The 26,576-nt window shown below is 53.6% G+C and carries 26 protein-coding genes; 10 read left to right on the top strand and 16 right to left on the bottom strand.

The window, feature by feature from the left end:
• Nucleotides 1–48: 48 nt before the first annotated feature.
• Nucleotides 49–1,311, top strand: coding sequence for a BtaA family protein (locus tag V6575_RS05005; RefSeq protein ID WP_340273016.1), 1,263 nt, complete (start codon nt 49–51; stop codon nt 1,309–1,311).
• Nucleotides 1,312–1,316: 5 nt separating this feature from the next.
• Nucleotides 1,317–2,000, top strand: a complete 684-nt coding sequence (locus tag V6575_RS05000; protein ID WP_340273015.1) for a class I SAM-dependent methyltransferase — start codon at nt 1,317–1,319, stop codon at nt 1,998–2,000.
• Here V6575_RS05000 and V6575_RS04995 read toward each other — a convergent pair.
• Nucleotides 1,979–2,662, bottom strand: coding sequence for a hypothetical protein (locus V6575_RS04995; protein WP_340273014.1), 684 nt, complete (start codon nt 2,660–2,662; stop codon nt 1,979–1,981). The genes V6575_RS05000 and V6575_RS04995 overlap by 22 nt on opposite strands.
• Nucleotides 2,663–2,817: 155 nt before the next feature.
• Here V6575_RS04995 and V6575_RS04990 point away from each other — a divergent pair, with 155 nt between their 5' ends.
• Nucleotides 2,818–3,453, top strand: a complete 636-nt coding sequence (locus V6575_RS04990) for a LysE family translocator (RefSeq protein ID WP_340273013.1) — start codon at nt 2,818–2,820, stop codon at nt 3,451–3,453.
• Nucleotides 3,454–3,497: 44 nt separating this feature from the next.
• Here the strand turns inward: V6575_RS04990 and V6575_RS04985 are convergent, their stop codons facing one another.
• From V6575_RS04985 to V6575_RS04970, 4 genes are all read right to left on the bottom strand, one after another.
• A complete protein-coding gene (locus tag V6575_RS04985) occupies nt 3,498–3,770 on the bottom strand; it encodes a hypothetical protein (protein WP_340273012.1) in 273 nt (90 codons plus the stop codon).
• A 192-nt stretch (nt 3,771–3,962) separates the two neighbouring features.
• Nucleotides 3,963–4,367 carry a TIGR02301 family protein gene (locus V6575_RS04980; RefSeq protein WP_340273011.1) on the bottom strand — a complete coding sequence of 135 codons (405 nt, stop codon included), beginning with the start codon at nt 4,365–4,367 and terminating at the stop codon, nt 3,963–3,965.
• An 82-nt stretch (nt 4,368–4,449) separates the two neighbouring features.
• Complete coding sequence (locus V6575_RS04975) at nt 4,450–4,887, bottom strand: NUDIX hydrolase (protein ID WP_340273010.1); 438 nt, start codon at nt 4,885–4,887, stop codon at nt 4,450–4,452.
• A gap of 102 nt (nt 4,888–4,989) precedes the next feature.
• Entirely contained in the window at nt 4,990–5,502 is a 513-nt protein-coding gene (locus V6575_RS04970; protein ID WP_340273009.1) for a hypothetical protein, read from the bottom strand.
• 83 nt (nt 5,503–5,585) lie between these two features.
• Between V6575_RS04970 and V6575_RS04965 the strand changes: the two genes are divergently transcribed.
• Together V6575_RS04965 and V6575_RS04960 are read left to right on the top strand one after the other, a co-directional pair.
• Nucleotides 5,586–6,347, top strand: coding sequence for an SOS response-associated peptidase (locus V6575_RS04965; RefSeq protein WP_340273008.1), 762 nt, complete (start codon nt 5,586–5,588; stop codon nt 6,345–6,347).
• An 83-nt stretch (nt 6,348–6,430) separates the two neighbouring features.
• Nucleotides 6,431–7,264, top strand: a complete 834-nt coding sequence (locus tag V6575_RS04960; RefSeq protein ID WP_340273007.1) for a class I SAM-dependent methyltransferase — start codon at nt 6,431–6,433, stop codon at nt 7,262–7,264.
• Between the two features lie 47 nt (nt 7,265–7,311).
• Here the strand turns inward: V6575_RS04960 and dnaA are convergent, their stop codons facing one another.
• The 3 genes from dnaA to V6575_RS04945 form a co-directional block, all read right to left on the bottom strand.
• The gene (gene dnaA / locus V6575_RS04955; RefSeq protein WP_340273006.1) at nt 7,312–8,787 is read right to left on the bottom strand and encodes a chromosomal replication initiator protein DnaA; all 1,476 of its coding nucleotides are present in this window, start codon (nt 8,785–8,787) and stop codon (nt 7,312–7,314) included.
• 863 nt (nt 8,788–9,650) lie between these two features.
• Nucleotides 9,651–10,124, bottom strand: a complete 474-nt coding sequence (locus tag V6575_RS04950; RefSeq protein WP_340273005.1) for a glyoxalase superfamily protein — start codon at nt 10,122–10,124, stop codon at nt 9,651–9,653.
• Between the two features lie 342 nt (nt 10,125–10,466).
• Nucleotides 10,467–11,879, bottom strand: a complete 1,413-nt coding sequence (locus tag V6575_RS04945; protein ID WP_340273004.1) for an FAD-binding oxidoreductase — start codon at nt 11,877–11,879, stop codon at nt 10,467–10,469.
• A gap of 170 nt (nt 11,880–12,049) precedes the next feature.
• Between V6575_RS04945 and fabI the strand changes: the two genes are divergently transcribed.
• The 3 genes from fabI to aroC all read left to right on the top strand — a co-directional run bounded on the left by fabI (nt 12,050) and on the right by aroC (nt 14,875).
• Nucleotides 12,050–12,868, top strand: a complete 819-nt coding sequence (fabI, locus tag V6575_RS04940) for an enoyl-ACP reductase FabI (RefSeq protein WP_340273003.1) — start codon at nt 12,050–12,052, stop codon at nt 12,866–12,868.
• Between the two features lie 145 nt (nt 12,869–13,013).
• Nucleotides 13,014–13,637: a histidine phosphatase family protein gene (locus V6575_RS04935; RefSeq protein ID WP_340273002.1), complete on the top strand. Its 624-nt coding sequence runs from the start codon at nt 13,014–13,016 to the stop codon at nt 13,635–13,637.
• 152 nt (nt 13,638–13,789) lie between these two features.
• Complete coding sequence (gene aroC / locus V6575_RS04930) at nt 13,790–14,875, top strand: chorismate synthase (protein ID WP_340273001.1); 1,086 nt, start codon at nt 13,790–13,792, stop codon at nt 14,873–14,875.
• Between the two features lie 30 nt (nt 14,876–14,905).
• Here aroC and V6575_RS04925 read toward each other — a convergent pair whose 3' ends face one another.
• Nucleotides 14,906–15,664: a TSUP family transporter gene (locus V6575_RS04925; RefSeq protein ID WP_340273000.1), complete on the bottom strand. Its 759-nt coding sequence runs from the start codon at nt 15,662–15,664 to the stop codon at nt 14,906–14,908.
• 95 nt (nt 15,665–15,759) lie between these two features.
• On the opposite strand from V6575_RS04925, the gene V6575_RS04920 reads away from it, so the two are divergent.
• Nucleotides 15,760–16,632, top strand: a complete 873-nt coding sequence (locus V6575_RS04920) for a LysR family transcriptional regulator (RefSeq protein WP_340272999.1) — start codon at nt 15,760–15,762, stop codon at nt 16,630–16,632.
• A 147-nt stretch (nt 16,633–16,779) separates the two neighbouring features.
• On the top strand, nt 16,780–17,688 hold the full coding sequence (gene yghX / locus V6575_RS04915) for a YghX family hydrolase (RefSeq protein ID WP_340272998.1): 909 nt from the start codon (nt 16,780–16,782) through the stop codon (nt 17,686–17,688).
• A 460-nt stretch (nt 17,689–18,148) separates the two neighbouring features.
• On the opposite strand, the gene V6575_RS04910 is transcribed toward yghX, so the two are convergent.
• From V6575_RS04910 to V6575_RS04880, 7 genes are all read right to left on the bottom strand, one after another.
• On the bottom strand, nt 18,149–18,643 hold the full coding sequence (locus V6575_RS04910) for a hypothetical protein (RefSeq protein WP_340272997.1): 495 nt from the start codon (nt 18,641–18,643) through the stop codon (nt 18,149–18,151).
• A gap of 126 nt (nt 18,644–18,769) precedes the next feature.
• The gene (locus tag V6575_RS04905) at nt 18,770–20,542 is read right to left on the bottom strand and encodes a TRAP transporter permease (RefSeq protein ID WP_340273349.1); all 1,773 of its coding nucleotides are present in this window, start codon (nt 20,540–20,542) and stop codon (nt 18,770–18,772) included.
• A gap of 95 nt (nt 20,543–20,637) precedes the next feature.
• Nucleotides 20,638–21,597 (bottom strand): TAXI family TRAP transporter solute-binding subunit, encoded by a 960-nt coding sequence (locus V6575_RS04900; protein ID WP_340272996.1) that lies wholly within the window; start codon nt 21,595–21,597, stop codon nt 20,638–20,640.
• A gap of 249 nt (nt 21,598–21,846) precedes the next feature.
• Nucleotides 21,847–22,398: a hypothetical protein gene (locus V6575_RS04895; RefSeq protein WP_340272995.1), complete on the bottom strand. Its 552-nt coding sequence runs from the start codon at nt 22,396–22,398 to the stop codon at nt 21,847–21,849.
• A gap of 113 nt (nt 22,399–22,511) precedes the next feature.
• The gene (locus V6575_RS04890) at nt 22,512–23,717 is read right to left on the bottom strand and encodes a multidrug effflux MFS transporter (protein ID WP_340272994.1); all 1,206 of its coding nucleotides are present in this window, start codon (nt 23,715–23,717) and stop codon (nt 22,512–22,514) included.
• Between the two features lie 318 nt (nt 23,718–24,035).
• Nucleotides 24,036–25,355, bottom strand: a complete 1,320-nt coding sequence (ribB, locus tag V6575_RS04885) for a 3,4-dihydroxy-2-butanone-4-phosphate synthase (RefSeq protein WP_340272993.1) — start codon at nt 25,353–25,355, stop codon at nt 24,036–24,038.
• A gap of 73 nt (nt 25,356–25,428) precedes the next feature.
• Nucleotides 25,429–26,574, bottom strand: a complete 1,146-nt coding sequence (locus V6575_RS04880) for a class I SAM-dependent methyltransferase (RefSeq protein WP_340272992.1) — start codon at nt 26,572–26,574, stop codon at nt 25,429–25,431.
• Between the last annotated feature and the right edge of the window lie 2 nt (nt 26,575–26,576).

Raw genomic sequence — 26,576 nt, 5'->3', positions numbered from 1 at the left:
CCGTATCGGACTTGCACTTTAAGAAAAGGCGACAATCGGGAGAAGGCTATGTCCTCCAGCACGCTCAATGCGTCCAAGGCACGTTTGAAGAACGCTGTCCATCGTTCCAACGCGGCCTCGCGCGAAGGCATTCTTGAGCGGCTTTTCACTTTCGCATTCAAAGGTCTTGTCTATCCGCAGATTTGGGAAGATCCGGATGTCGATATGCAGGCCTTACAACTGAATTCCAGCTCCCGGATGGTTGCAATTGCCTCTGGTGGTTGCAATGTGATGTCTTATCTCACGGCCAATCCTGAGCATATCACAGCGGTTGATTTGAACCGGGCACATGTCGCTCTTGGCCGATTGAAGTTGTTAGCTGCCAAGCGTCTGCCAAATTATGATGCGTTTTACCGTTTCTTTGGGGAAGCTGATGAAAAGGCAAATATCACCGCCTATGATCGTTTTCTCCGCGACGAGCTGGACACCGAGGCTCGCGCCTATTGGGAAGGCCGGGACATCGCAGGCTGGGGCCGAAAGCGGATTACGCTTTTCTCCCGCGATCTCTATCATCATGGGCTATTGGGCTATTGCATCGGTGCAGGCCATCTGATCGCCAAGCTTTATGGCATTGATCCCAAGCATATGGTCCGCGCCAAGACGATGGATGAGCAGCGCAATTTCTTTGACACGGCATTGGCACCGCTTTTTGACAAGCGCCTGGTGCGCTGGGCAACTTCCAAGAAGATGTCGCTCTATGGCCTGGGCATCCCACCTGCGCAATATGAGGCTCTTGTGTCTGCGAGTGCAGAAGGTGACATGTCGTCGGTTCTGCGACAGCGTTTGGAAAAACTTGCTTGCGATTTCTCGATGCAGGACAACTATTTTGCCTGGCAGGCATTTAGCCGTGGCTATGCTCCACAGGCTGGGGAACCGACCGGAGAAGCCGGTCCTCTGCCACCCTATCTGAAGCGGGAGCATTTCGAGGACATCAGAAGCCGTGCTGGCCGCGTGCGAGTTCTCAACCGCAATTTCACAGAGCATCTTCAAGGCGAAGAAGGCGATAGTCTGGATGCCTATGTCCTTCTGGATGCACAGGACTGGATGACGGACGCACAACTCAATGCCTTGTGGTCAGAGATCACCAGAACGGCCCGTTCAGGGGCTCGGGTGATTTTCCGCACAGCAGCAGAGCCGACACTGCTTCCTGGTCGGGTTTCAGAAGCCATTCTTGATCGCTGGACCTATGAGGAAGACGAAAGCCTGCGTTTTGGGAAACAAGACCGCTCGTCGATCTATGGCGGATTTCACCTCTACGTTTACAAGGGGTAAGGCCAATGGCCGCAACAGCTGAAACGGCGCAGTTGATGGACGCGGTCTATCGCAATCAGCGTCACATCTATGATCTGACGCGGAAATACTATCTACTTGGCCGGGATCTTCTGATCGAACGTTTGGCGCCACCGTCTGGTGCACATGTGCTTGAACTTGGCTGTGGCACCGGGAGAAATCTGATCTCTGCAGCACAGCGCCATCCGGATGCCAGATATTATGGTATTGATATCTCAGACCATATGCTAGAGACGGCCAGACGTAATATCGAAAAAGCTGGGCTGGCCGATCGGATATTGGTCAGTCAGGGGGATGCATCTGACCCCGCTGCCGCAGATGTCTTCGGAGCGTTGTCTTTTGACAGGATCATTTACTCCTACACGCTGTCGATGATCCCGGTATGGCGTGAGGCATTGAATGCTGGCGTGTCCCGGCTTGCATCTGGTGGCCGTATTTCAGTAGTGGATTTTGGACAACAAGATGCACTGCCTAGGATCTTTCGGACTTTACTCTTCGCTTGGCTGAGGAGTTTCCATGTTTCTCCAAGGGCGGAGATGGAAACTGTTTTAAGGTCTCTTGCCGAGCAGACCGGCTATAGCCTGTCGTTCACATCGCTCTACCGCGGCTATGCACTCTATGCGGAAATCGGGTCGGATCCAGCGGAGCTTTATTCGCCCGCTACAAAGTAGTGCAGAGTGCCGTCTTTACCGATGCCAACCCGGTAGAACAACCAAACACCAAAGGTTTCCATTTCGGCAAAGTCTGCGGCTGTGACGATGCGATACATTTCAACTTTTTGCTCCGGCGTTAGCGCGCTGAAGGGATAGCGTGCGAAATAGGGCCAGACGTACATTTCCTGCGCGGTGCCGACATCGGTATGAACAAATCCAGCATCCAGAGTATCCGCAAGGATAGCGAGAATTTCAACGCCTTCTGGATCCCCAGAGCTTTCCTTGAGAAATTCGATCGGGTCTACAATTTCAGTCAGGGAAAGGGTTGGCGGCATTTCGTTGCTTTCAAGCACCATGCGCAACCGCTCTATATTTCCCGAAGTGGCCGCTTCCAAAAGCTGGTCATGCATGCGGGCGACAGGAGTGGGCAGGGCCGTGACATCATAGAGCACTTGCGGAGCAGGAACATCTTCCGCCTTAACGACGCTGTCGTCTGCCGCATCTTCTTGATCTGCTGCGCTCTCAAGGGAAATATCGTTTTCAGCAGCTTTTGGGATCTCGCCGCTCGCGGGCGGTTCCAGCGGTGTGATCCGGATTGTATCCGTCCGAACCGTCTTGGCGAGCGCAGGCATGCCAACAAGGCTTGTTGCAATTGCAAGCAGAATCAATCGTCTGAGCATAAGCCTCACCGTGTGCTGCGGAAAATCACACGATTTGCATACACGCAAACGGGTGCAATTGACCATAGCCAAGGCAAATACAATGCTGTCTTGCGCCTGTTGGCAGGCACCTGTATCGCATGTGCGAGTTTAACACTTTCCGGGAAATTAGCTGCGTGAGCGTTTTGGGTTTCATAGCCGTGGGTATTGCAATCGGGCTGATCACGAGTGCGCCCGTTGGACCGGTCAACATCATGATGATTCGCCATGCCATTCAACGTGGTATGCGGGAAGGCATCATTGTCGGCTTGGGAGCTGTATGCGCGGATACGATTTTTGCTGCTGTTGCCGTCTTTGGCGTTTCAGCAGTTACACAATTCATCGAAGGCCAGGTTGATATGATCAAGCTGGTGGGCGGAGGGTTGCTGATAGTTTTTGGCTTGAAGGTGATGACAAGTCATCCGCATCTGGAAAAAGACGGGGCAGACGGGGCGGCTAGTGTCTGGGCAGATGCAACAGCAGCATTCTTCCTGACTTTGACGAATCCAGGAGCGGTTTTAGGTTTTATCGCCATCATTGGCGGCTTGGGAGGTTGGCGTCCAACTCCAGAAGATCACATTGGTGCCCTCGCATTGGTGGCTGGGGTTGCACTTGGGGCAGCAAGCTGGTGGACGTTCATCTCGGGTCTGGTCAATCGATACAGTGGTCACATAGATGACCATTGGCTCGGAAGAGCCAATCGAATTGCCGGAACCATTCTGGTTCTCTTTGGCATCTGCGTGTTCGCAGATCTCGCCTTGACTGTCTTATGATAAAATGTCGTTTGCAGAAGGACGGCAGAACAGCCGTCCCGCAATTATTGCAGGATACGGTTGACTGTATAGTCACCCCGTTGAATGCGCTCGGGCAATCCTTCCGCAAGTTTTGCAACTGCATCTTCCCCATAGGTTGAAACCAGGTCTGCCAAGGCGGTGAACATGGCGGCATGCGCCACTGCATCCGCATCTACTCCGCATGCAATTGCTTCAGCCCAAGCGTCGGAAATAAATCCCAATGCTGCCCTTCGGATATCTTCATCCTCGGCAAATTCGGCTTCCATAGCGGCATCTGTATATTCGTCGTTAGTCATTCTGTCCCTACTGGTTCTGAACAGCCGCGGATCTTGATTGTCCGCCGGGTGTGGCTTCCGAATCTTCTGTTAAAAATCCTAACACGGCGAAGAGAGCGGATAACCAACTGTGAACACAAACTTAATGGCCACCCACAATATTAATGAAGAAGGTTAACCAATCGGTAAGAGGTGACGCCGCGGAGATCTGGATTATCGGCCGTAACGGCCTGTGACGTCGCTGATCAGGGTCCGACCTTCGACAATATACTGTTCCATTGCGAGACGGGCAGAGGCTGTGCAACTGAGATAAACGGACGAAAATCCGCGGTTTCCCTGGTTGAAACGTTCGATGAAACGGCGTCGGCGATTCTCATCTAAGGTTTCTGATTCGAGAAAAGTTTCCATTTGATTGCGCCAGCTTGGTTCATCGTCATGGCCGCAGAGCGGTCGCAGAAAATGAAGCGCACCGAGAATTTCCGACAAGCGCATCAGTTCGCCCTCATAAGGCGGGGCATTATTGGGAGACTGGGCAGAGGCAGTGGTCTGGCCTAGAAAAGCGCTCAGCAGCGCTACTAAGGCAAATCGTCTGAATGACTGTTTGAAAACCGTGCTCATGGGGGGATCATGCGCAGCAGTCGTTGCCTTCGCAAGGCCGCCAGTCGCAGAAAGCGAGGATATCCCAGACAGTTGTTAAGCTTCAGCGCCCAGCCAGTAGCCTGACAATGCGATCCGGGGTTCCGGGCGTTGTGACAATATCCGCCAGATCTTGCGGCAAAAACCATCGGGCCTCGGCGGCATCATCTCCAGCTCTAGCCTCTCCGGACATGTACCTGGCGCAAAATACTGTGAGAACGAAATGATTTCTCACGCGCCCATCGTCGTCTCGCTGAATGCTGTCGAAGGTCTCTACCGGTCTCGTGATTTCAGCAGAGACGCCGGTTTCCTCAAGAAGTTCGCGCGTGGCGGCATCTGCAAGTGGTTCCCCGACCTCAACCATTCCGCCGGGCAGGCTCCAGTGTCCTGCAAAGGGTGGTTTTCCACGCTTGATCAGCAGAACTTCATTCTTCTGGTGGCAGAGCACACTGACACCTAGGAGCGGAACGGGGGGATATTGGCGTGGAATGATCATGGTCATCTTTGTGCCACAGCATATTGATGCCGCCAAGGATGCAGTTTCAAGCACGTCAGTGCTTAGCGGGATCGGGATCTGGGGCTGTTCAGATGTCACAACATCGCGTTACGCGAACATTGCATCAATCTCTGCTTGCGCCTCATCACCTTCGAGCTGAGTTGTGTCGCCTTCAACACGGCCGTGGATCACTCCACTGGCCAATGAAATCAGCGGTTTGATTTCATTGGTTGCAAGTGAGGCAATCAGCTGGGCAATAGCGGCTGGATCAGGGGTAACGCGCAATTGCTCTTGTGCGTCAAGGACAGCTTTGTCGATCTGCGCCACCCTGGCCTCAAGATGCGTACGCAGTTTTGGAGGCGCGGCTTGGAAAGCCAGAATAGCCAGCTGTTTCTCCGTAAAGGTCGATTTTTCGAAATGCGACTGATAGTCCAGCGGCTTCCATTGTAAGACATCCTGGGCGCAATCCGGCATTGCCGGCAGCATTTCGAGCAACATTACAACCTCGTTGAAGTGGTTGAGGTAGTCCGTTGCCAGTCCGGTTTTCGGATTAATATTCGCTTGTTCCAGCTTGTCAGCGGCGAGCGGACCGACGCCTAGAACTGGATCATTGCATTCCATACTATTCCCCTGAGACCTTGAATTATTTGGTAAGTTACCCGGTCTTCGTTGCTAATTACCTAACTTCATGGCAATGACAATTTATGTGTGGCCGTTTCACTTTGTCAGCGACTCCTGAAGACGTTCGAGCCTTGCTCGAATATATAGAGCAGCCCAATTTCCCTTCACGTTACAACATTGCTCCAACTCAGCCTGTTGCAACTGTGCGGCAGGAGCATGGAGGCCGCCATTTTGCCTTGGTGCGATGGGGGTTGGTTCCCCCGTGGGTGAAAGACCCCGCCAGCTTCAGTTTGCTGATCAATGCACGTTCCGAGACCGCAGTTGAAAAGCCTTCGTTTCGCGGTGCCATGCGGCATCACAGATGTCTTGTTCCAGCTAGCGGTTTTTATGAGTGGCGTCAGACGCCTGATGGGAAGCAGCCCTATTTTATTAGTCCTGCCGATGGTGGCGTGATGGTAATGGCAGGTATCTGGGATACGTGGTCTGATCCCTCTGGCGGAGACATTGATACTGGGGCGGTTTTGACGACAGAGGCCAATCAGATGGTTGGCCGTATCCATCACCGGATGCCTGTAATCCTGATGCAGGAAGATTTTGATGCCTGGCTGGACACGGGCAATGTCATGGCCCGCCATGCCCGGGCACTGTTGAGACCGGCACCTGAAGGTTACTTGAAGTCCGTGCCTGTTTCCAGGCGCGTGAATTCAGTTGCCAATGACGAAGCATCTCTATTGGAACAGGCAGATACAGACCAGGAACTTGAGCCGGCTCAAAAAACAGGGCGTGCCAAGAGAACCAAATCGTCGGGCAAGAAGGCATCTGATGATCAAATGGATCTTTTTTGATGTCACTCAATGGTTGAGAAATGCCTGGTGTGCCAGTCGGTGGCCCGCTATGAGTTCTGCCCCTGAAGAAATGCGAGCAAGTCATGAGTGATGTGGACGATGATGCCCTGGCCGATGCCTATAACAAAGGGCTTGAGCTTGAAAAGTCCGGAGACCAGGACGGCGCAGAATTGTATTATCGTCAGGCCTTGATCCTTGATCCGTCAGACCCCGGTGGGGTGTCCATTCGTCTTGCTGCTATGGGGCGAGAGCCATCTCCTCAGACAATGCCTGAGGCTTATGTCTCAACGTTGTTTGATCAGCATGCTGATGTGTTCGACGATATCCTCGTCAATGATTTGGGCTACTGCGTTCCGCTGCTGCTGCGCGAGTTGGTCCGCAAGCTTGACTTAGGACCGTTTGAGAGACTTCTGGATCTCGGCTGCGGTACGGGTTTGACCGGCGTGGCCTTTGCCGATTGCGCATCACATTTGACCGGTGTCGATCTGTCGGAACGGATCATCGAGCTGGCCTATGATCACGAGGTCTATGATGACCTTTATGTTGGTGAGGCTGTGTCGTTCCTGAAGGATTTCGAGGGTGATGATGGCACTCAATCGGTCTGGAACCTGGTCGCTGCAACCGATGTCTTCCCCTATCTTGGTGCGATTGAGCCGATTGTGTCCGGCGCAGCAAGACGTCTTGCTCCAAATGGTTATTTTGCCTTCTCAACCGAAACACTGCCTGAAAGCAAACTGGCGGGGCGCGATTATATGGTTGGTGTCAAACAGCGCTTTGCTCAGGGAGAACAATATCTCCGCAAGGTTCTATTGGCTGAAGGCTTCGTGATCCTGGCGATGGACCCTATTACCGTTCGTCTGGAGGATGGTGAGCCAGTGCCCGGACACCTTGTGGTGGCGCAGCTGGCTGCCGGATAATTTGTTGCTAACCCGACGGCTGAATGACAGCCGTCGGATTTTGATTGTTAACTGTGAGCAAGCCGTCTCAAGAGGGCCAGTTCCTGCCCAAGCCCGTTGTCCGTCTTGGACAGGGCTTCGATCTTGCGCACTGCATGCAGGACTGTTGTGTGGTCTCGACCGCCGAACCGTTTTCCGATCTCCGGAAGGGAGCGTGGTGTCAGGACTTTCGACAAGAACATGGCAATCTGCCGTGGTCTCACCAGATTACGGGATCTGCATGGGGACAAAAGATCAGCTTTGCTCACGCCATAGTGTTTGCAAACCACCTGCTGGATATCTTCGATCTTGATGTTACGCTTTTCACCAGATCGAACGAGATCATTCAGGATCTTGTCTGCCAGATAGGGCGTGATGGCTTGGCTGGTCAGCTGATGGTGGGCGAACAATCGATTGATTGCGCCTTCCAGATCCCGGCCGCAGGCCGTGACGTGGCAAGCGATGTAGTCCAGAACCTCATTGGGAATGTCAAAGGTCGGCAGTAGTCGCTTGGCTGCGGCAAGGCGCGTTGTCAAAATGCCCCGGCGAAGGGCGAAGTCGGGTGCTTGAACGGCAACCACAAGTCCGTCATTCAGGCGATTGCGCAACTTTGTCTCAATCGTCTCTAGTTGCTCAGGTGCGCGGTCAGCTGCGACAATAATATGCTGAACAGGTTCCATCAGCATATGCAGTGTGTCGCAGAAGTCCGCCTGGGCCTGCTTGCCATGAAGAAACTGAATATCATCAATCAGCATGAGGTCGATGGACGCCAGCATTTTCTTCAGCGCCGGGAACGAGCGTGATTTTAATGCCGGAACCAGTTGATACATGAAGTATTCAGCGGTCAGGTAGCAGACTTTCATCCCGTTTGAACGCGCAGCTTGGGCCACAGCATGAAGCAGATGGGTTTTGCCGAAACCGACAGAGGCATGGAGATAAAGGAGATCCAGATTGTCTGCCAGGCCTGCGGAGATCTTGCGTGCAGCTTCGAAAGCCAGTCCATTGGAACTGCCCTCTACGAAACTGTCGAAAGTGTGTTTGGGATTGATTGGCGCCCCTTGAAGAAACTCCATGATTGTTTCTTCATCAGCATCACCAAGCGCGATTGGCACCTGCGGATACCGCAGTGCATTAGGTAACCCGGGATTGGCATAGGAGGCACGCAGAGCTGGCGGCAGTGCGCCGGATGAGCGGCGATATGGAAGACCGATGGTTTGTTTCGGCGAAATTGAACGCGGACGCAAGGCCCCCCTTACGGTCAGCTCAATCTCGTTCACGTCCTGGCATTCATGCTGCCAGAGATCGACCAGTTGCTCTTCGTAATGGGACTTGATCCAGTTTTTCAAAAACCGTGTTGGTACCGAGAGGCGTATGATATCGCCCTTGGTTTCCTCGTGCATGACACGGCCGAACCAATTGAAATAGGCATCGTCTCCGAGTTCTGCCCGAAGTTTGATTTTTACGCGATCCCAGCGTTCCGATCCACTTATGCTTTGAACTTGCATTTTCGCCTCCTGTTAAGGAATGCGGTTCATTCACCCGCCTGTTGTTCTTAAAAAGCGTGCTGGCCTCTACGTGCCATTTGCACTCTTTCGGTTTATGCGGCTGGTATTCCGCAGTCTGAGTTACCAAGTTCACCCTGAAATCTTTTGATCAGGTGAGAACTGTATTCCACGTGCACATTTGTCTCTGGAGTCCCAAGTTATTTAATCTTTTGACCTTGTTTCTTCATTCGAGAGTATTTTTCCCAAGTGTTGAAACTCAGAGGGACTATTTTTTATTTGTCTTTGAAGTTCAAATTAACCCTGTAATATTTACGGCTAGCCTCTTTTTATACTCCTTGTTTTTGTGTCAATCATTGTTGTTTGGTTAATCAAAGTAGTGAACAGGTTTTTTGAAGAAATCAAAATAAAATTAACTTCTTAGGATTTTTACAGGTCTCTGAAACCGGTATTGCTGCGTTAAGTCATGACAAATTTGCGAGGTCACCCTACGTCATGCATTTTGTTGGATTTCCACTGAATTGAATTGAAGGCGCATTAGAGAAGTGAAGTCGCAGGAAATTTGCGTAGCTTATTGAGGTTATTAGGGAATCGGAACTCTCAAAAAATGCCTGTTATATTTCAGGAGCGTGATCAGTCTTTTTAACAACCTGAAGGTGTGCTCAAAGTCTCGACCTAAATGACGCCATTAAACTGGTACTCAGCAGACTTGCCAGTGATGCAGATGCATTGGAGGTTCAGATCTTTTGTATGGGAAGAGCGAGCGACGGGTGCAGGTTGTCATTGGCCTCGTCAATTGAAGCCATATTGTTGACGTAACCCGGGAGCGACTTGAGTAAGAGGCTCCCCGGGTCTTGGTTGTGTGATTAAGTCTGCAAGCGAAGCTGCATATGTGGGACACCGTCAGACGTTTTCTCGAAAGTACGGCCGTCTTGTCCGAGTGTAACGGTGACCCGTTTTCGGAATGCGGAAAAACTATCGAAACTGACCACATCGACTGCGTCGTCAAAGATAATGGTCACACGGGTGTTGTTCGAAGGCCCGATGCGTGTGGCTGAAATGATCTCGCCAGCAAAAGGTTGATGCAGATAGGTTCCGGACACCCTTTGTCCAAGAGACAACACCAGTTCAGGTGCATTGCCTTTCGCTGCATGCAAGGTGTTCCAGTCTCGAAAACCATACTGTCGTGCAATGAGGTCCAGAGACTGCCCGTGGCTGACCAGTTTGGTGTTACCAGTTGGAAGGGCGGATCGAAGTCTTTTCGCCTGGGCCTTCAGTTCCTGAAGCGGGGGTAGATGGGGCCGAGTGCTCTGGGCGTTGGATATGCGGGTATGGGGCATGGAACGTGCCTTTCTGTTTTGCGCAGGCGTTCCAGGATGGGGCTCGCATTACCATCGGCCTGCGTTAAAACACAAGGCAGATTGTTCTGATCGGGACGGATACGTCCGATACTGAAAGGTTTCACCAGAGGCTTAATGCCCGCGAGCGGCAGGGACCTTCGACCCAAATAGAAAATGGGTGTCCATGCTGGCTCTGTCAAGTCGGTTGTAAATCGGGTGAAATGGTTGGAAGAAGGGGATGTTTTTAAGGGAACCCTTTGGCCGGGCACTGTGCATGGCCAAAGGGCGCTGTCATCGTCGTTTATCTGAAGGTATTAATGTCTCCAGACTTTGCCACTCGTTTCAAAGTACGCGGCCCGGATTGAGTAGTCCTTTGGGGTCAAAAGCATTCTTGACCCTCTGCATCAGATCGAGCTCCAACTCGCTTTTTACGCCCTTCAGTAGATCTCGTTTGAGACGACCGATGCCATGCTCGGCTGAAATAGAACCGTTGAAATCATGCACGATGCCGTGGACGATCTCGTTCATGGCATCCCAATTGGCCAGATAAGCTTCCTTATCTGCTCCGATTGGCTGGCTGACATTGAAGTGAATGTTGCCATCTCCCAGGTGGCCGAAGGGAACCGGGCGACAATTCGGAACAAATTCAGTCACTGCAGCAATCGCCTTGGCGAGGAAGTCCGGGATTGAGGCCACGGGAACAGACACATCGTGCTTGATCGAACCGCCTTCTTCCTTCTGTACTTCTGACATGCCATGGCGAATGTGCCAGAAATCCTGAACCTGCTGCATGGATTGCGCGAAGGCTGCATCTTCCACAAGCTCTGCTTCAAAGGCCTCTCCCAAGATGGACTCAAGCAGATCACGAACCGGGAAAGCTTCGGACCCGCTGGACAGTTCCATCAGAACGTACCAGTCATGTGTTCCTTCCAGAGGGTCACGTGCTCCCTGCAGGTGAGATACGCAAAACTCAAGGCCGACACGGGGCATGATTTCGAAGCCGGTCAGCACGGGGCCTGCCTGGGCCTTTGCTTTTGAAAACAGCTTCAAGGCCGCCAGCGGATTCGCAAGTCCGACGAAGGCTGCTTCAAGCTTTTTCGGCTTGGGGAAAAGTTTCAAAGAAGCGGCTGTAATAATCCCCAAGGTGCCTTCTCCGCCGATAAACAATTGTTTCAAATCATAACCGGTATTGTCTTTGCGAAGGGTGCGAAGGCCGTTCCAGATGTCACCGTTTGCAAGCACAACCTCCAGCCCCAGAACGAGGTCTCGGGTGTTGCCATACGCCAGGACTGCGGTGCCACCAGCGTTGGTCGAGATGTTGCCGCCGATCTGGCAAGAGCCCTGTGCACCAAGTGACAGCGGGAACAAACGATCGACCTTTTCGGCCTCGTGTTGCAGCGTTTCGAGGATGGCACCGCTTTCCACCGTGATGGTGAAGCCGTCAGGATCAACTGCGCGAACTTTATTCATACGACCGAGGGAAAGAACGATTTCCTCCCCGTTTTCCAAGGGAATTTGCCCTCCGACGAGACCTGTGTTGCCGCCTTGCGGTACGATCTTCAGGCCATTTTCGCTGGCGTATTTCATGACAGCGCTGACATCTTGTGTCGTGCCCGGGCGTAGAACCATCGGCGTGACGCCTTGATAAAGATCTCGCCACTCGATCAGGTAAGGAGCCTTGTCTTCCGGGCTTGTCAGAACATTGGCAGCGCCGATGAGTTCAGCGAACTGTGCAGCATGACGATTGGGCTCCATGGGGGCATTACCTCGTGTCTTAAAGGGGAATTTCGATCGGTAACATAATGGCAAGATGCATGCTCGTCGACGCCTCATTCACGAGTTCAGCGTCTTGAAGCCGAATGGGTGCTGTGCGATAGGAGGCAACCCGGTGCAGGGTGGTTACTGAATTCCTTTTGGAGAGAATGATGGCGGAAACGCGCGGACTGATGAACGGCAAACGCGGACTGATCATGGGTGTTGCGAACAACAGGTCGATTGCCTGGGGTATCGCAAAGGCCTTGGGCGATGCCGGCGCGGAACTGGCTCTGACTTATCAGGGCGATGCCCTCAAAAAACGCGTTGAACCTTTGGCCGAACAGCTTGGCGCCTTTGTGGCTGGCCACTGTGATGTGACAGATGGTGACAGCATTGATGCCGTGTTTAAGGCATTGGAAGAAAAATGGGGCAAGATCGATTTCATCGTTCACGCAGTTGCCTTTTCCGACAAGGATGAGCTGACCGGTCGCTATGTTGATACGACGCCGGAAAACTTTGCCCGCACCATGGATATCTCCTGCTACTCGCTGACATCAGTAACTCAGCGTGCTGAAAAACTCATGACTGATGGCGGCTCCATTCTGACGCTGACCTATTATGGTGCGGAAAAAGTCATGCCACATTACAACGTCATGGGCGTTGCAAAGGCCGCGTTGGAAGCCAGCGTCAAGTATCTGGCCATGGACCTTGGTCCGAAGAACATCCGCGTCAATGCGATTTCTGCTGGCCCGATCAAGACACTGGCTGCATCCGGTATCGGCGACTTCCGCTATATCTTGAAGTGGAACGAGTATAATGCTCCGCTGCGTCGCTCCGTAACGATTGAAGAGGTTGGCGACAGCGCACTTTATCTTCTATCGGATATGGGACGAGGTGTGACCGGCGAAATCCAGCACGTTGATTGCGGTTACAACATTGTCGGCATGAAGGCGGTGGATGCGCCCGATATCTCGGTTGTGAAAGACTGACCCCCATTTTAAGCGGCCAGCAATTGCTGGCCGTTTTTCTTTTGGTGTTTTTTTGCTATTGAACAGGCCTGATCAGTCAGGCCGTCGCACTTCAGCGACGGCTGTTTCTATGAACTTTCCCTTTAAATGAAAAATGGACCTTCCCATGAGCTCAGTGCTGCCAAAGCTCCACGATCCTGAGTTTCTTGTGTTTATTCGCCATGGGCAGACCGACTGGAATGCGGAAGGGCGGATGCAGGGGCAAAGGGATATTCCCTTGAACCGTTTGGGCGAAGAACAAGCCACTGGAAACGGTACGCGTTTGAAGCTGTTTCTGGAAGCTGAAGGTGTTGATCCGGCGACGCTTGATTTTGTCGCATCTCCACTGGGGCGCACCAGAACGACCATGGAGCGGGTCCGGCGCGCCATGGATTTGGATGTCTCCTCCTATCGGTGTGAGGATCAGCTTAAAGAAATAACATTTGGCGCCTGGGAAGGCAGTACACTTGAAGAACTGGCTGAACATTCGCCGGATCTTGTCGCTGCACGCCGAGCAGACAAATGGGGCTTTGCTCCGCCAAAGGGCGGGGAGAGCTACAAGATGCTGGCGGCCCGGATCGGTGGTTGGTTGAAGACAGTCAACCAGCCGAGTGTCGTTGTGGCCCATGGCGGGGTCTTCCGGGTTCTGCGCGGATTGCTGGAAGGGCTGGACACTGTCACCGTGCCCAAGCTGGATGTGCCTCAGGATCAAGTCTTCGTTTGGCGTAACAGCGGGTTTTCTTGGGTCTGAACCCAAGTCAGTCTGAGTGCTATTGGACAGCAGGTTCTGGGTTCACTTGCCCAGGAAGGGCTTGAGAAGCTTCGCATCATGCCGTATCGCTTGCCGTCAAAGGTTCATTGCGTTTGCTGGCGGTCCGGCGCGCGTCCATTGGAAGGCACATCATGTCGCACAACACTTTCGGCCATCTGTTTCGCGTGACCACCTGGGGCGAGAGCCACGGACCTGCGATTGGCTGTGTTGTTGATGGATGTCCGTCTCTCATTCCCTTGAGCGAAGCTGATATTCAGGGCTTCATGGACAAGCGCAAGCCGGGTCAGTCCAAGTACACCACCCAGCGCCGTGAACCCGATCAGGTCAAGATCCTGTCTGGCGTGATGGTTGATGACGACGGCGTTCAAAAAACCACCGGCACACCCATTTCGTTGATGGTGGAAAACACGGACCAGCGCTCCAAGGATTATTCAGAGATCAAGGATCGCTTCCGCCCGGGCCACGCGGATTTCACATATGACGCCAAATACGGTATCCGCGATTATCGCGGCGGCGGGCGATCTTCTGCCCGCGAGACAGCCATGCGCGTGGCTGCTGGTGCCGTTGCGCGCAAGGTTTTACCTGGTGTGACGATACGAGCTGCTCTTGTTCAGGTTGGCCCTCACAAGATCAACCGGGCAAACTGGGACTGGGCGGAGGTGGAAAATAACCCATTTTTCTGCCCTGACAAGGAAGCCGCCGCTTTTTGGGCGGAATACCTGGATGGAATCCGCAAATCCGGCTCCTCCATCGGGGCTGTGATCGAGGTTGTTGCCGAAGGTGTACCTGTTGGCCTGGGCGCGCCGATCTATGGCAAGATGGATACTGAAATCGCTGCAGCGCTGATGTCGATCAATGCAGTTAAAGGTGTTGAGGTCGGCAATGGCTTCGAGGCTGCGACGCTGACCGGCGAAGAAAACGCCGATGAGATGCGTATGGGCGAAGACGGACGACCTGAGTTTCTCTCCAACAACTCAGGCGGTGTTTTGGGTGGGATTTCCAGTGGAGATCCGATTGTTGCGCGTTTTGCGGTCAAACCAACATCCTCCATCCTGACAGAGCGCAAGACGGTGACCCGTCAGGGTGAGGATGTGGATGTCATGACCAAGGGACGTCACGATCCTTGTGTTGGCATTCGGGCGGTGCCCGTTGGTGAGGCTATGGTGGCTTGCGTTCTGGCAGATCATTTCCTGCGCAACCGCGGGCAGGTGGGCTAAAAACCGCCTGATTTTTTTGGGTGGCTTGGCTTACAGCAGTCTGATCAGCCCGACTGTCGACAGGGTCATTAGCAGCACCAGGCACACCTTCTTGTAGTGCGGCGCAAGGGCAGGTGAAAACAGCTTGGCCCCCAGAAAGACGCCGGCCAGAACAGTGGGCGCAAAGATAGCGCCGCGCCTGAGCGTCATCTCGGTAATCAGGCCATAGTAAAGTAGAGATGCGAAGGTTGTGATCATGGAGATGAACAAAAACATGATCAGCGACCCGCGCATCACATGGGCTTCTGACTTGCGAGACAGCACATAAAGCGCGACCACCAAGCCGCCGACTGATGCCAATCCGGTGGCCAACCCGGCCAGAAAACCCGCGATGGGAAGGCCGATGCGGCCGCCTGCTCCAGGCGGGATCAGCTTGAACAACTGCGCCATCGTCAGGCCAAGGACGAGTGTGAGGGCGATTATCTTTGAATACGCGCTGGCAAGGTTGGTCGTGATCGCAAGCCCGATCGGCACGCCGATCGCCGATGCTATCACCAGCGTCCAGATCAGCTTCCAGTCTGCGGAGCGAGAGCCGCCGCGAAACAGGGCGAGGCTGGCTGCTGCTTCCAGGAGGAAGCAAAGCGGGATCAGCTCCACTGGTGGCACCACCACGACGATGCTTGCCATCAGGATGGCAGACAGGCCGAAGCCCGAAAACCCGCGAACGAGCCCTGCACAGAAGACCGCTGCTGCGCAAAGCAGAAACTGTGACATTGGCATACCGGTGAAGGTTGCGATTTCAGTCAACATGTTAAAAAGCCCTGTTGTTGAGGCGGCTGGTCTACGTGATGCATCTTTGCAGATAAAGAGGTGCAATTGCAGAAGAGAACTGCAAAAATACAGCTATGAATTGGAGTGACCTGAAATATCTGATTGAGTTCAAGCGGACAGGCAGCCTTGCAGCGGTGGCTCGCCGATTGGATGTCGATGCCACAACCGTCTCGCGCCGTGTCCGGTTACTGGACGCGGCGCTGGGCCTTGAGATGCTGGAGCGCGGCGCTGACGGAAATCTTGTTTTGACCGCAGCGGGCATCAAGGCGGCTGCAAAGGCAGAGCAGATCGAGCAGTTGGTGAGGGAGCTGCAAAGTGATTTGGCCGAAACGACGCACAGGGTGGATGGGACCGTGCGCGTGTCCGCAGTGCCCATGTTGGTGAACCGGCTTTTGGTTCGGAAGGTCAATGTGTTCTCAGCCTGCTATCCGGATTTAAACCTCCATTTGAATTCAGAAAACAGGAACATCAGTCTGTCCAATCGGGAGACAGATATCGCCCTGCGACTGGGACGGCCCGTTGACGGCGGACATCATCTGAAGGCGCGCCGAATTGGCCGGATGGATCACGCTGTTTTTGCGCCCAAGGACATGACACAGGCTGCCGCAGATCTGCTGCCATGGCTCGGCTATCAGGACATGATGCAGCACCTGCCTCAGGCAAAATGGATGGAAGACAATGTTGCAGGGTTGGGCGGCCATTTTGCACCCGCGCGGGTTTCCGATGCGGATGGCGCGCTTGAAAGCGTAGCAGCCGGACTTGGGAAAACCGTGCTGCCCTGTTTGATCGCGCAGGGTGATCCTCGTTTGCAAGCCATCACAAAGCCGCTGCCGGATCTCTATAGAGAAGTCTGGCTCATCCATAGAGCTGAGGATGCCAAGCTTGCTCGTATCCAGGCCGTCTGTGATTGGTTGGTTGATCTCTTTCAGGATAGCCGTGCTGTCTAGGAGAATTGTGCATAGCAGACTCGAAAATCTCTGTTACATCTCGTTACAGTTTACCTTGGTAAATCTCTGGATTTTTGTGGGCAGTGCCCTAGATTTACAACCATTAGGACTGGGAGAAGCAGTCTGCGTGGTCTAGGGAGCGATGCAATGAATGAGATGACACCGGTACGCCGGAAGACAGCCAAGGATTTTCCGCAAGAACTGCTCGATCTTTATGATTTTTATGCGCATGGCAAGATCACCAAGCGCGAGTTTTTGAACCGCGCCGGAAAGTTCGCCGTTGGCGGGATAACGGCGGCGATGCTGCTCAATCAGTTGGCGCCAAATTACGCGCTGGCGCAGCAAGTCGCTCCCGATGATCCCGACATTGAGACCGCTCGCATCACCTACCCCTCGCCAAATGGTCATGGTGAGGTCAATGGCTATCTGGTGAAACCAGCTGGCGTGACCGTAAAACTGCCGGCCATTTTGGTGATCCATGAAAACCGGGGTTTAAACCCTTACATTGAAGATGTCGCAAGGCGCATGGCCAAAGCAGGCTTCATCGCTTTGGCTCCGGACGGCCTGACCTCCGTTGGGGGATACCCTGGAACAGACGATGAGGGCCGGACCCTGCAGCGCACTGTCGACAGCACAAAGCTGATGAACGACTTTTTCGCCGGGTTTGAATTCCTGCTCAAGCATGAGGACACCACTGGCAAGGTTGGTGCGGTAGGCTTTTGTTATGGCGGCGGCGTGGTCAACGCCTTGGCGGTTGCATATCCGGAGCTTGGGGCAGGGGTGCCATTCTACGGACGACAGCCTGCAGCCGAAGATGTGCCAGCAATCAAGGCACCACTTCTGGTTCAGCTCGGCGAACTGGATGAGCGTATTAATGCGGGCTGGCCGGCCTATGAAGCAGCGCTCAAGGCCAACGGCAAGACCTATGAGGCCTTCATCTATGAGGGTGCCAATCATGGCTTTCACAATGACACGACCCCGCGATATGACGAGGCACAGGCCAAGCTCGCAGAAGAACGCACCATTGCCTTCTTCAAGAAGTATCTGAGTTCGTGACTGCCTCTTAAATAAGGTAAAAATGATAGGGTAGATTTGGTCAGACAAGAGGTGCAGGTTCGTTGAAACCGCTCAATTTTACAGAGCATGCAATGCTGTTGCTGGCAAAAATCTGCCCTATCTTTAAGAGTAGAATTTAAAATAGTTTTTTTATAACAAAGGATTGCGTTTCTGCCGTCTTTGTCGAGAAGATGGAGGAGCTAATGCTTGCGGATGATGACGCTCGCATAATTCATAACCGCAGCCAGCATCGTTCTCCAACTGATTTGATGGACCTTCCGATGTTCTGAAATCCAAACGGTATCGTTTCCCCTGGCTTCATCATGCTTTCGCCATGGGCGGTTGCGCAGTGGACAAGCTCCGTGCTGCTTTGGTCGCTTGTGGCGAGTAGTCCGTCGAGGTCATTCGGCGCTGAGATGCAGCCGAAGAAGTTCGCTTAGAGCCGACGGCAATGACATGATTATCTATCTTTCGGATCTTTTGAAATTTGATATTGATTGTTGATTATCAAAGACTGACCAGAAACAGCGGTGTCCTTGGTGACTACGCCGTCGACAAGAAAATCTGAATGCACGCTAAGGCCGACAAAGGCGCATTTCGCACCGAAAAAGCGTTCCCAAAAAGAGATCTGTATCGGGTGGAGCGTATAGTCGGTTGGTCTTCCATCAGGATAATACCGGCAGCAGTCCGGGTATTGTTTCAGGTAATCCTGCGCGCTATCGAATTCAAACTGCGGGTAAGATACGTATTCTCCATCCTCCCCGATTATGGAAACACTCCCCTTGTTTTTGTGCTTAATAAAGTATTCGGCAATTGCGAATTTAACTTTATCCGGATCAAGAGCTGAGCACTTATCCTTCAGGTAATTGTTATAAGCCATAAGGCTGTAAATAACTGCGACACCGAGAACGCAGGTGGCCAATACCTTTGGAGTGGGTAACATTTTGGAGGTCATTGAGCGTTTCTCTTTTCCGATCTTGATATGCTGCGTCCAAGCTTTCAACCGGGCAGAGGGGCGCTTTTCGAGATTTTTCGAACAGCTTTTCGCCGTTGCTATCACCCTTTTGACCGCATTCAGGAATCAGTGAGTAAGAGCAAGACGAATGAAGATGATGCCGAGGCCGCCCACAACAAGGGCGGCCTTTCGCGTCCAGGAGCCTGCTGCAATCAATCCGTATGAGATGCAGCCAAGACCCAGGCCAACCTGAACAAATGCGATCAGAGCCGCAATGGGTCTCTCTGACAGGCCAATCAGATCCGGGTTTGCGATCATGCCGAGCGGGATGATGTAAAGGCCGATCCCCAGTGCCATGGCCGTGAGCGCCACTTTCAGCCAATTCTCATTGATCATGCCTGCGGCAATGAAGACCGCACCACACACCGGCGGTGTGATGGTCGATAACAAGGCAAACCAGAATACGAACAGATGCGCCTGAAGCGGCTCAAGACCGAGCTGTGTCAGGGCTGGGCCTGCAACGGAAATACAGATCACATAAGCAGCTGTCGTCGGCACTTCCATGCCCAAAATCAGACAGGCCAAAGCCGTCAGGAACAGAGATGGCCACAACAGGCCACCAGACGCGGACAGGATGAGGGACGTGATCTTCACACCCAGTCCGGTGATCGACAGCACGCCGATGATGATTGAAGCACAGAGAATGATGGCAGCAATCATCGAGACCTGCCGGGCAGCATTTATGAGTGCCGCCTCGATCCGCACGAAGCTGTCTTTCAACGAAAACGAGAGACTGGCATTGGTAAACAGCAGCAGGAACCCGGCGAGAATGGCAAGGCAGGCGGCATATTGCGGGGTGTAGCCTGCACCGAACATTCCCCAGAGAAGCACCGAGAATGGCACCAGAAAAAAAGCTGTCGTGATCAACGTTGCCTTTGGGCTTGGCCGGTCAGCCGGATCGATGCCCTTCAACTCCAGCTTGCTGGCGTAGGCGTTGATTCCGATCCAGACGGCAACGAAGTAAAGCAGCGCGGGAAGGATCGCAGCTGCCATGATCGCGGTGTAGGGAACGCCGGTCAGCTCCACCATGACGAAAGCGCCAGCCCCCATCAGCGGCGGCATGATTTGACCGCCGGAAGATGCAACCGCTTCCACAGCGGCGGCCAGGCGCTTCGGGTAGCCGAGGCGGGTCATTGCGGGCAGGGTGATGGCGCCGGTGGAGGCAACATTGGCAGATGCCGAGCCTGAGATTGAGCCGAACAAGGCTGAGGACAGGACGGACACTTTGGCAGCGCCGCCGTTCAGCTTTCCAGCCGCTGTCGCTGCCACATTCATGAAACCTTGCCCTGCCTCACCGGCGTTGAGGACGGCGCCGAAGATGACAAAGATCGCGACGACTGAGACGGAAACCCCGGTCAGGCTGCCCCAGATGCCGCCTTCAGCAATTGTGAGCGTGCCGAGGAAACTGGCGATGGGTGTTCCGGAGTGACCAAACTCGCCGGGAATATACTGTCCATAAAGACCATAGGCGAGAGCGAGAAGGGCAACCAGTGGAAGCGGCCAGTTGATGGCCCGGCGCGCAGCTTCCAAGACGCTAAGCAGAAGAACAACAGCGATGCCGATCTGGAAATCGTTTTCCAGGAACCCGTATTGATCGACCAGACTTGAATGGTTGAGCGCGACCCAGAGGCTGGCGGCAATGCCCAAGGCCGCGATGACATAGCCTGAACATCGGGAAATCAGGCCTGTCGAGGCTCCGAAGACGAAAATCCATGGCAAAGCCAGCGCCAGATGCAACGGACGACTGACCAGGTTCGGCACCAGTCCAGAAAAAATCAGGCCGAGATGAAAGACGACCAATGTGGCTGCAAATGCGAGCAGAATGAGGCGTCGGGTCATGGCAGCAGGCATCGCAGGGAGCATCTTTGGGGAACTCTGATAAAATAAGGCCCCGGGCACGGGAATGCCCAGGGCGTAAATCTGAAGGTGTAAGCTTACTGCTGAGCGTCTGTCAGCGTAAAGCCAGCTTCTTCGTAATAGCGCACTGCGCCTGGGTGGATCTTGCCGGTGATCGTGCCCATCAGGCCCTGATCAACGCCGTCCCACCAGCGCGCTGTTTCACTCATTTTTGCCTTGGTCTCCCAAAAGGTCTTGGTGAGTTGATAGGCAGTGTCATCGTCCATGGCTGTTGTTGTATAGGCCACAACGGGCAGTGACGTGGTTGTGATAGCTGTTTCCTGGCCAGCATATGTGCCAGCCGGAATGACGATTTTCGCGCGCTTGGTTTTGGCGATTTGTTCGTCAGTCAGGGACAAGACGTTTACATCTGTTGAAGCAGCAGCCTCGATGACGTTTGGAGCAGGCCACGAACCCGCTGTGACAAAACCGTCAATCTGGCCATTTTTCAAAGCGGGAACTGCGTTGGAGAGCTCAACTTCCGCCAATTTTACCTTGCCCTCAAGGCCGAAGAGCTTGAGATATTTTGTGCCTTCGCGCGCGCCAAATGAGCCTTTTCCCAGAAGGAGGGTGGTACCTTCCAGATCTGTAAAGTCGTTGACTTCGCTTTCCTTGGACATCACGAAATGCATGGTGAGGGACGGAATTGGAAAGAGCGCACGAATGTCCGCAAACTTCGGGCTGGTTTTGCCTTCGAACATGGCTTTGCCGGACTGAGCAAGGCCGACCAATGCTGGCGGTGTCGTGAAGACATAGTCTGCGCCGCGTGCACGGGTTTCCATGACGTTCTGTACCGAGCCCTGGCTCTCTTCAACGGTGACGATGATGTCGCCATTTGTGCCAGCTTTCATGGCTTCCGCAATCTGAACGCCCATCTGGTAGTAGGAAGAGCTCGACTTCGCGGACTTATAGGTAATCCGCGTTTCTGCCGAAGCCGGAAGGGTGAGAGCGATGCCGGCGACAGCCAAAAGGCTCAGCCGAAGAGCTGATGTGAACATGAATTCCTCCAGTAATTTTCTTGCACAAGGAAACTCAGACCCAGTAGTCTTGGTTTCCTCCAGGATGATTTTGATGAGAAGATGGCACGGCTTGAACCGGCTATACAACTGTTATTGCAACTGACACAGCACTTGTCACGAAGCTTAAATCATTCAAACAACCTTTAAGTCAGTAGCGTTCGGCTTCACGAACTGTCGCGATCTGTGCGAATTCTGCAAATGTTATTCTACGCAGGCAGGTGACTGTGATCATACCTCTCGGTAGTCCCGCAAACGGTCCAGGATTTCATCAGGCATCCCCTCCAGCGTGTTGAGCTGAATCGCCAAATGGTCTGTTCCATCAGGTTGACTGGATTTGCTCCAGTTACGGGTCATGAAAGATTTCCAGGACGGGAAGACGTGCTTCTTTTTGATAGCCTCTGGCAGAGAGCTGGCCAGGTCGATTTCCAGTGTCACCAGCTCAATGCTGCGAACTGCTGTTTTGGACAAGGCCATGGTCTGGATGTTGTCCCAGTCAATAAAGCCAATGCGCTCTATGAAGAGGCCTTCATCATTGGCGGCAAGTTGTGGGTTACTGCGGTCGATCATTGGAAAATACCAAAACGCAGCCCCAAGCGGGACAATTGCAAGATAGGCCAGCATGTCTACACCGCCGAACAGTCCAAGGACAACAAAACCAAAGGCGAAGAACAGTCCACCGTAAAACAGGCCTTCGCCATTTGATTTGGTGTAGCCAATTGCAAAAGGGCGAGGTCCGGGAGTATCGGGCTTTTCAAACGGGTCTAAGGGTTTATTGGTCATGTATGGTCTGATCGCTTTGGCTTGCTCAATCGGTCTGCCCTGTTGTTTCAACATGCAGACCGATTGTCAAAACCTTGCTGATCGGGGGGGGTACTCAGCCGGTTTGCCTCTGGTTACAAGGCGGATGTGCCCGTGACAGTTTCACGACCAATGCGAAGCACCTTCATCAGAACAAAAGCGGCGACGGAGCAAAAGGCAATGGCTGCGACCAACGGCGTAACTGTGCCGTCGAAGAACTGGCTGGCTGCTGCAATCATCAGCCCACCGGTCACCATTTGGAGGGTGCCGCCAAGGGATGAGGCGAGACCTGCGATGTCGCCATGTTTGTCGAGAGCCATGACCATCGTTGACGGGATAACCAGGCCAAGGCAAGCGTTGCCGCAAAACAGGAAAAACATCACCACAGGCAAGGTGCCAAATCCCAATAGCGTTAAGGACAGCAGTATGAGCTCGAAGAACAGGAAGCCCGTGACCGCATAGACAATCACCTGCGTCATACCGAAGCGTTGGCCAAGTTTTGCAGCGACTTGAGATGAGGCGAAGAAGCCAATGGCATTCACGGCAAAGGCGATGCTGAACTGCACAAGAGAGAGACCGAAGTGCCCCGTATAGACGAAGGATGCACTGGCGATGAATACGAAGAAACTGGCCAAGCCGAAGCCGCCAATCAGGGTCAGTCCCATGAAGGTCGCATCGGACAAAAGTGTTTTCGTACCCTCGAAGAAAGTCTTGGCGTTGACAGGCACCCTATGTGTTGGTTCCAGCGTTTCAGGCAACATGAAAACGGTGAGGAACAAGGTCAGTATCGCAGCGCCCGACAAAAAGAAGAAGATTGTGTGCCAGCTGCCAATCGCGATCAAGCCGGTTCCAGCCAGAGGGGCCAGCATTGGTGAAACGCTGATCACCAGCATTACAAGAGCCATCAGGCGTGTGGCTTCATAGCCGGTGTACATGTCTCGAATGATGGCCCGTGGGATCACCATCACCGCCGCGGCGCCAACGCCTTGAAGCAATCGTGAGGCGATCAACCATTCAATGTTTGTGGATATGCCGCAGCTGATGCTGCCGACGATGAACAGGAAAAGCCCGATATAGATTGGAAGTTTACGCCCGACCTGGTCGGATAGGGGGCCGTAAACCAATTGGGAGAGGCCAAATGTCAGAAAGAACGCTGTCAATGTCATCTGTGTAGAGGCAATGCCAGCATTCAGATCGGCTTCGATTGCGGGCAGGGCTGGCAGGTATATATCGATGGCGAGTGGCCCAACAGCGGCCAAAGGCCCAAGCACCAGCGAAGATCTTAAAAGTCCGGGCTTCATTTTGGGATCCTGAAAATATGCGAGGAGAGCTCGGGAGGGAGCTTGGAGAAGTGTGGAATTGCGATCATGAGTGATTGTCGTGTCGCAGCGATAGCGTGCTGAGGAGGCAACAGATCTATCTTTAAGGCTGGAGAAACAGGCCAATCACAATGATATCTATACTGGAACGTACAGTACATAATAGATTTAGACGCCAAGGCATGCAAGGCCGTAAATGCAGGAGAGTTTAGGCTTGGGCCAAATTGAGTGTGTTAAATTATGTTGGCTGGGCACTTGCTTCACGGGTCTGGATCGCAATGAGACCCAGACCCGTGAATTTTAAACGTCAGTGATTTCTGTTGCTTCGATTTCTATGTCAAAGCCTTCCAGCCCAACATAATGCCGTTCGCGTGAGGACAAAAGCCGAATGGACGTCACCCCAAGGTCTTTCAGGATCTGGGCACCCAATCCAATCTCGCGCCATTCTTCCTGGCGACTCTGGGCAGAAACATGCTCTTCGTTGCCGGCAGCCTCAAGGTCGTTGCGGGCCCGGCTTGATTGAAGGGCAACGCCTACAGATCCTTCGCGCAGATACACTACGATGCCACGTCCACGCTCGGCGAACTGCTGCATGGTCGTGTCCATTGGTTGGCTTTTTCCAAAGACATCATCCAGAACCGATTCCAGCTGCAGGCGCACTGGCACACTTCGTCCATCCAGAATATCGCCGTAGACGACGGCCACATGATGCATCTGATCATATGGGGTGGAATAGGTCATGGCGTAGGCCGGACCGGCAATGGTCTCGATAGGCTGCTCGTTGATCCGCTCGACCAGGCGCTCTGTGCGTTGACGCCAGGCAATCAGGTCAGAGACGGAGACCGTCTTCAGGTTATGCTCAGCAGCAAAGCTGGTGACCTGTTCGCCTTGCTTGACCGTGCCGTCGTCGTTGACCAGCTCACTGATCACGCCAACTTCTTCCAGTCCGGCAAGTCTGCAAAGGTCAACAGCTGCTTCCGTGTGTCCGGACCGCATCAACACGCCGCCTTCCTTGGCGATCAACGGGAAGATGTGACCGGGCCGTACCAGATCAGCTGCACCGACATTCGGGTTGGCGAGCGCCCGAACCGTGGAACAACGCTCATCTGCTGAAATGCCGGTTGTCAGGCCATGGCGATAATCGACGGAAATGGTAAAGGCTGTTGCCAGTGGCGCATCATTTTGCGCAACCATTGGATCCAGCCGAAGGCGACGGGCGATTTCCACGGTCATCGGGGCACACACAATACCGGAAGTGTGCCTGACGAAGAAGGCCATCTGTTCCGGGGTCATTTTGGATGCGGCGACAATCAGGTCGCCTTCGTTCTCACGGTCATCGTCATCGGTCACGACCACGACTTCGCCGCGTTCAAATGCGCGGATGGCTTCAGCTACACGGGCCTGGGACACGGGATGCTCCTTGGTGATGGAAAGGCCGAGAAAATCATTGGGAGTAACCGCACCCTTGGTGGCTTCGGCAATCTTCCTCGCCATGTCGCGTGATACCCAGACGTCGGGGTCGTTGCACAGGGCGGTGACAGATGCGGCAGACAGGTCGGCCCGTCGCGCAAACGCGCTCCGGCTTTCCTTATTCTCCAAGAGCCAATGATCAAGTCTCATGAGCTTGATTTAGTTATGCTGAAGTTGTGTGGCAAGAGGTGATTTGGAGAAAATTCAGTATTACTGAAAGGCGTCAGCCTTTGGTGAACTCCATAACCGTGGAAACAAAGGCGGAGGTGTGGAGCGTTTTTTCCATTCCGACGTCAGAAAACACCTGCGTCAGGTCTTCTGTTAGATAGGTTGAAAAATATGGTTCATGAAACAACTGGGGGAACAGGGAGAGCAAGCCGTCGTAGTCCGGAATGTCTCCGGTCTGAAGGCTGTCGACAAACAGGAAGCGCCCGCCCGGCTTGAGCACACGGGCGATTTCAGCTGCGACTTGTCGGCGGATTTTGGGTGGCAGTTCATGGAACAGGAACACGCAGGACAGCACATCCATGCTGTTGTCGAAAAATGGCAGTTGTTCTGCCATTCCGTTGACGAAAGTGGCGCGGCGAGACGGTAAACGTTCACGCGCAACACTCAGGTAAGGTTCTGACAGATCGACGCCAATGCCGCGCAGACGCGGAAAGGCGGTCAGTGCAGGGCCAAGAAGTCCGCTGGTGCCGCAGGCAATATCGGCATAGGCGAGCTTGCGTTGATCCTGGCGTTTGACGATTTCGGCAAAGGGCACAAGTGCCCGTCGGCGCATGGCTGCAGTTGCGCCGGAAAACAGCACATCAACCTGAAAATCATAAAGCCTGGCACTTTCTTCGGACAACCAGCCATCGCTTTGGAAATGGAAATTCTGACGATAGTAACGCGGCAGCGCCTCTCCGCCAAAGCGCTCTGGATCGTCGTTGACTTCCTGATGTGCACCTTCCGCGCGGCGTCTGGCGACTTCTGGTACATCCCTAAAGAAGGCCCGGCTGGTGTCTAACAGCTCTCGCAAGCTCATCGATCCATCGCGTGGAGCTGGATAGAGACCATCTTCCACAGCCTTTAGATCAGCTGCAAAGAGCGCGGCGATATCCGCAAGCATACGTCGCTGTCCGGGAACCGGGCCATCTGGCATTGGCTTGGGTTTTTCTGGCAGGTCCTGCTGAAGTCGCTTGTTCATACGACGCATGGCTTCGGCGTGCAGCGTATAGAGCGCAAGCCGGTTGCCTTGACGCCAGGCATAGTCTGCGCGAGACGCCAGCCGCCGCAACGACACTCCCTTTCGCTTCAAGAAACGAGGCGTCCCTGTTGCATGGTCAGGAGGCGAGAGAGGTGTCAGTGCATCGTCGGCCGCAGCCATGT

This window comes from Roseibium algae, from assembly GCF_037783265.1.
Taxonomy (GTDB): Bacteria; Pseudomonadota; Alphaproteobacteria; order Rhizobiales; family Stappiaceae; genus Roseibium; species Roseibium algae.
Note: the sequence above shows the minus strand (reverse complement) of the source record. Positions and strands in the feature narration are given on the sequence as shown.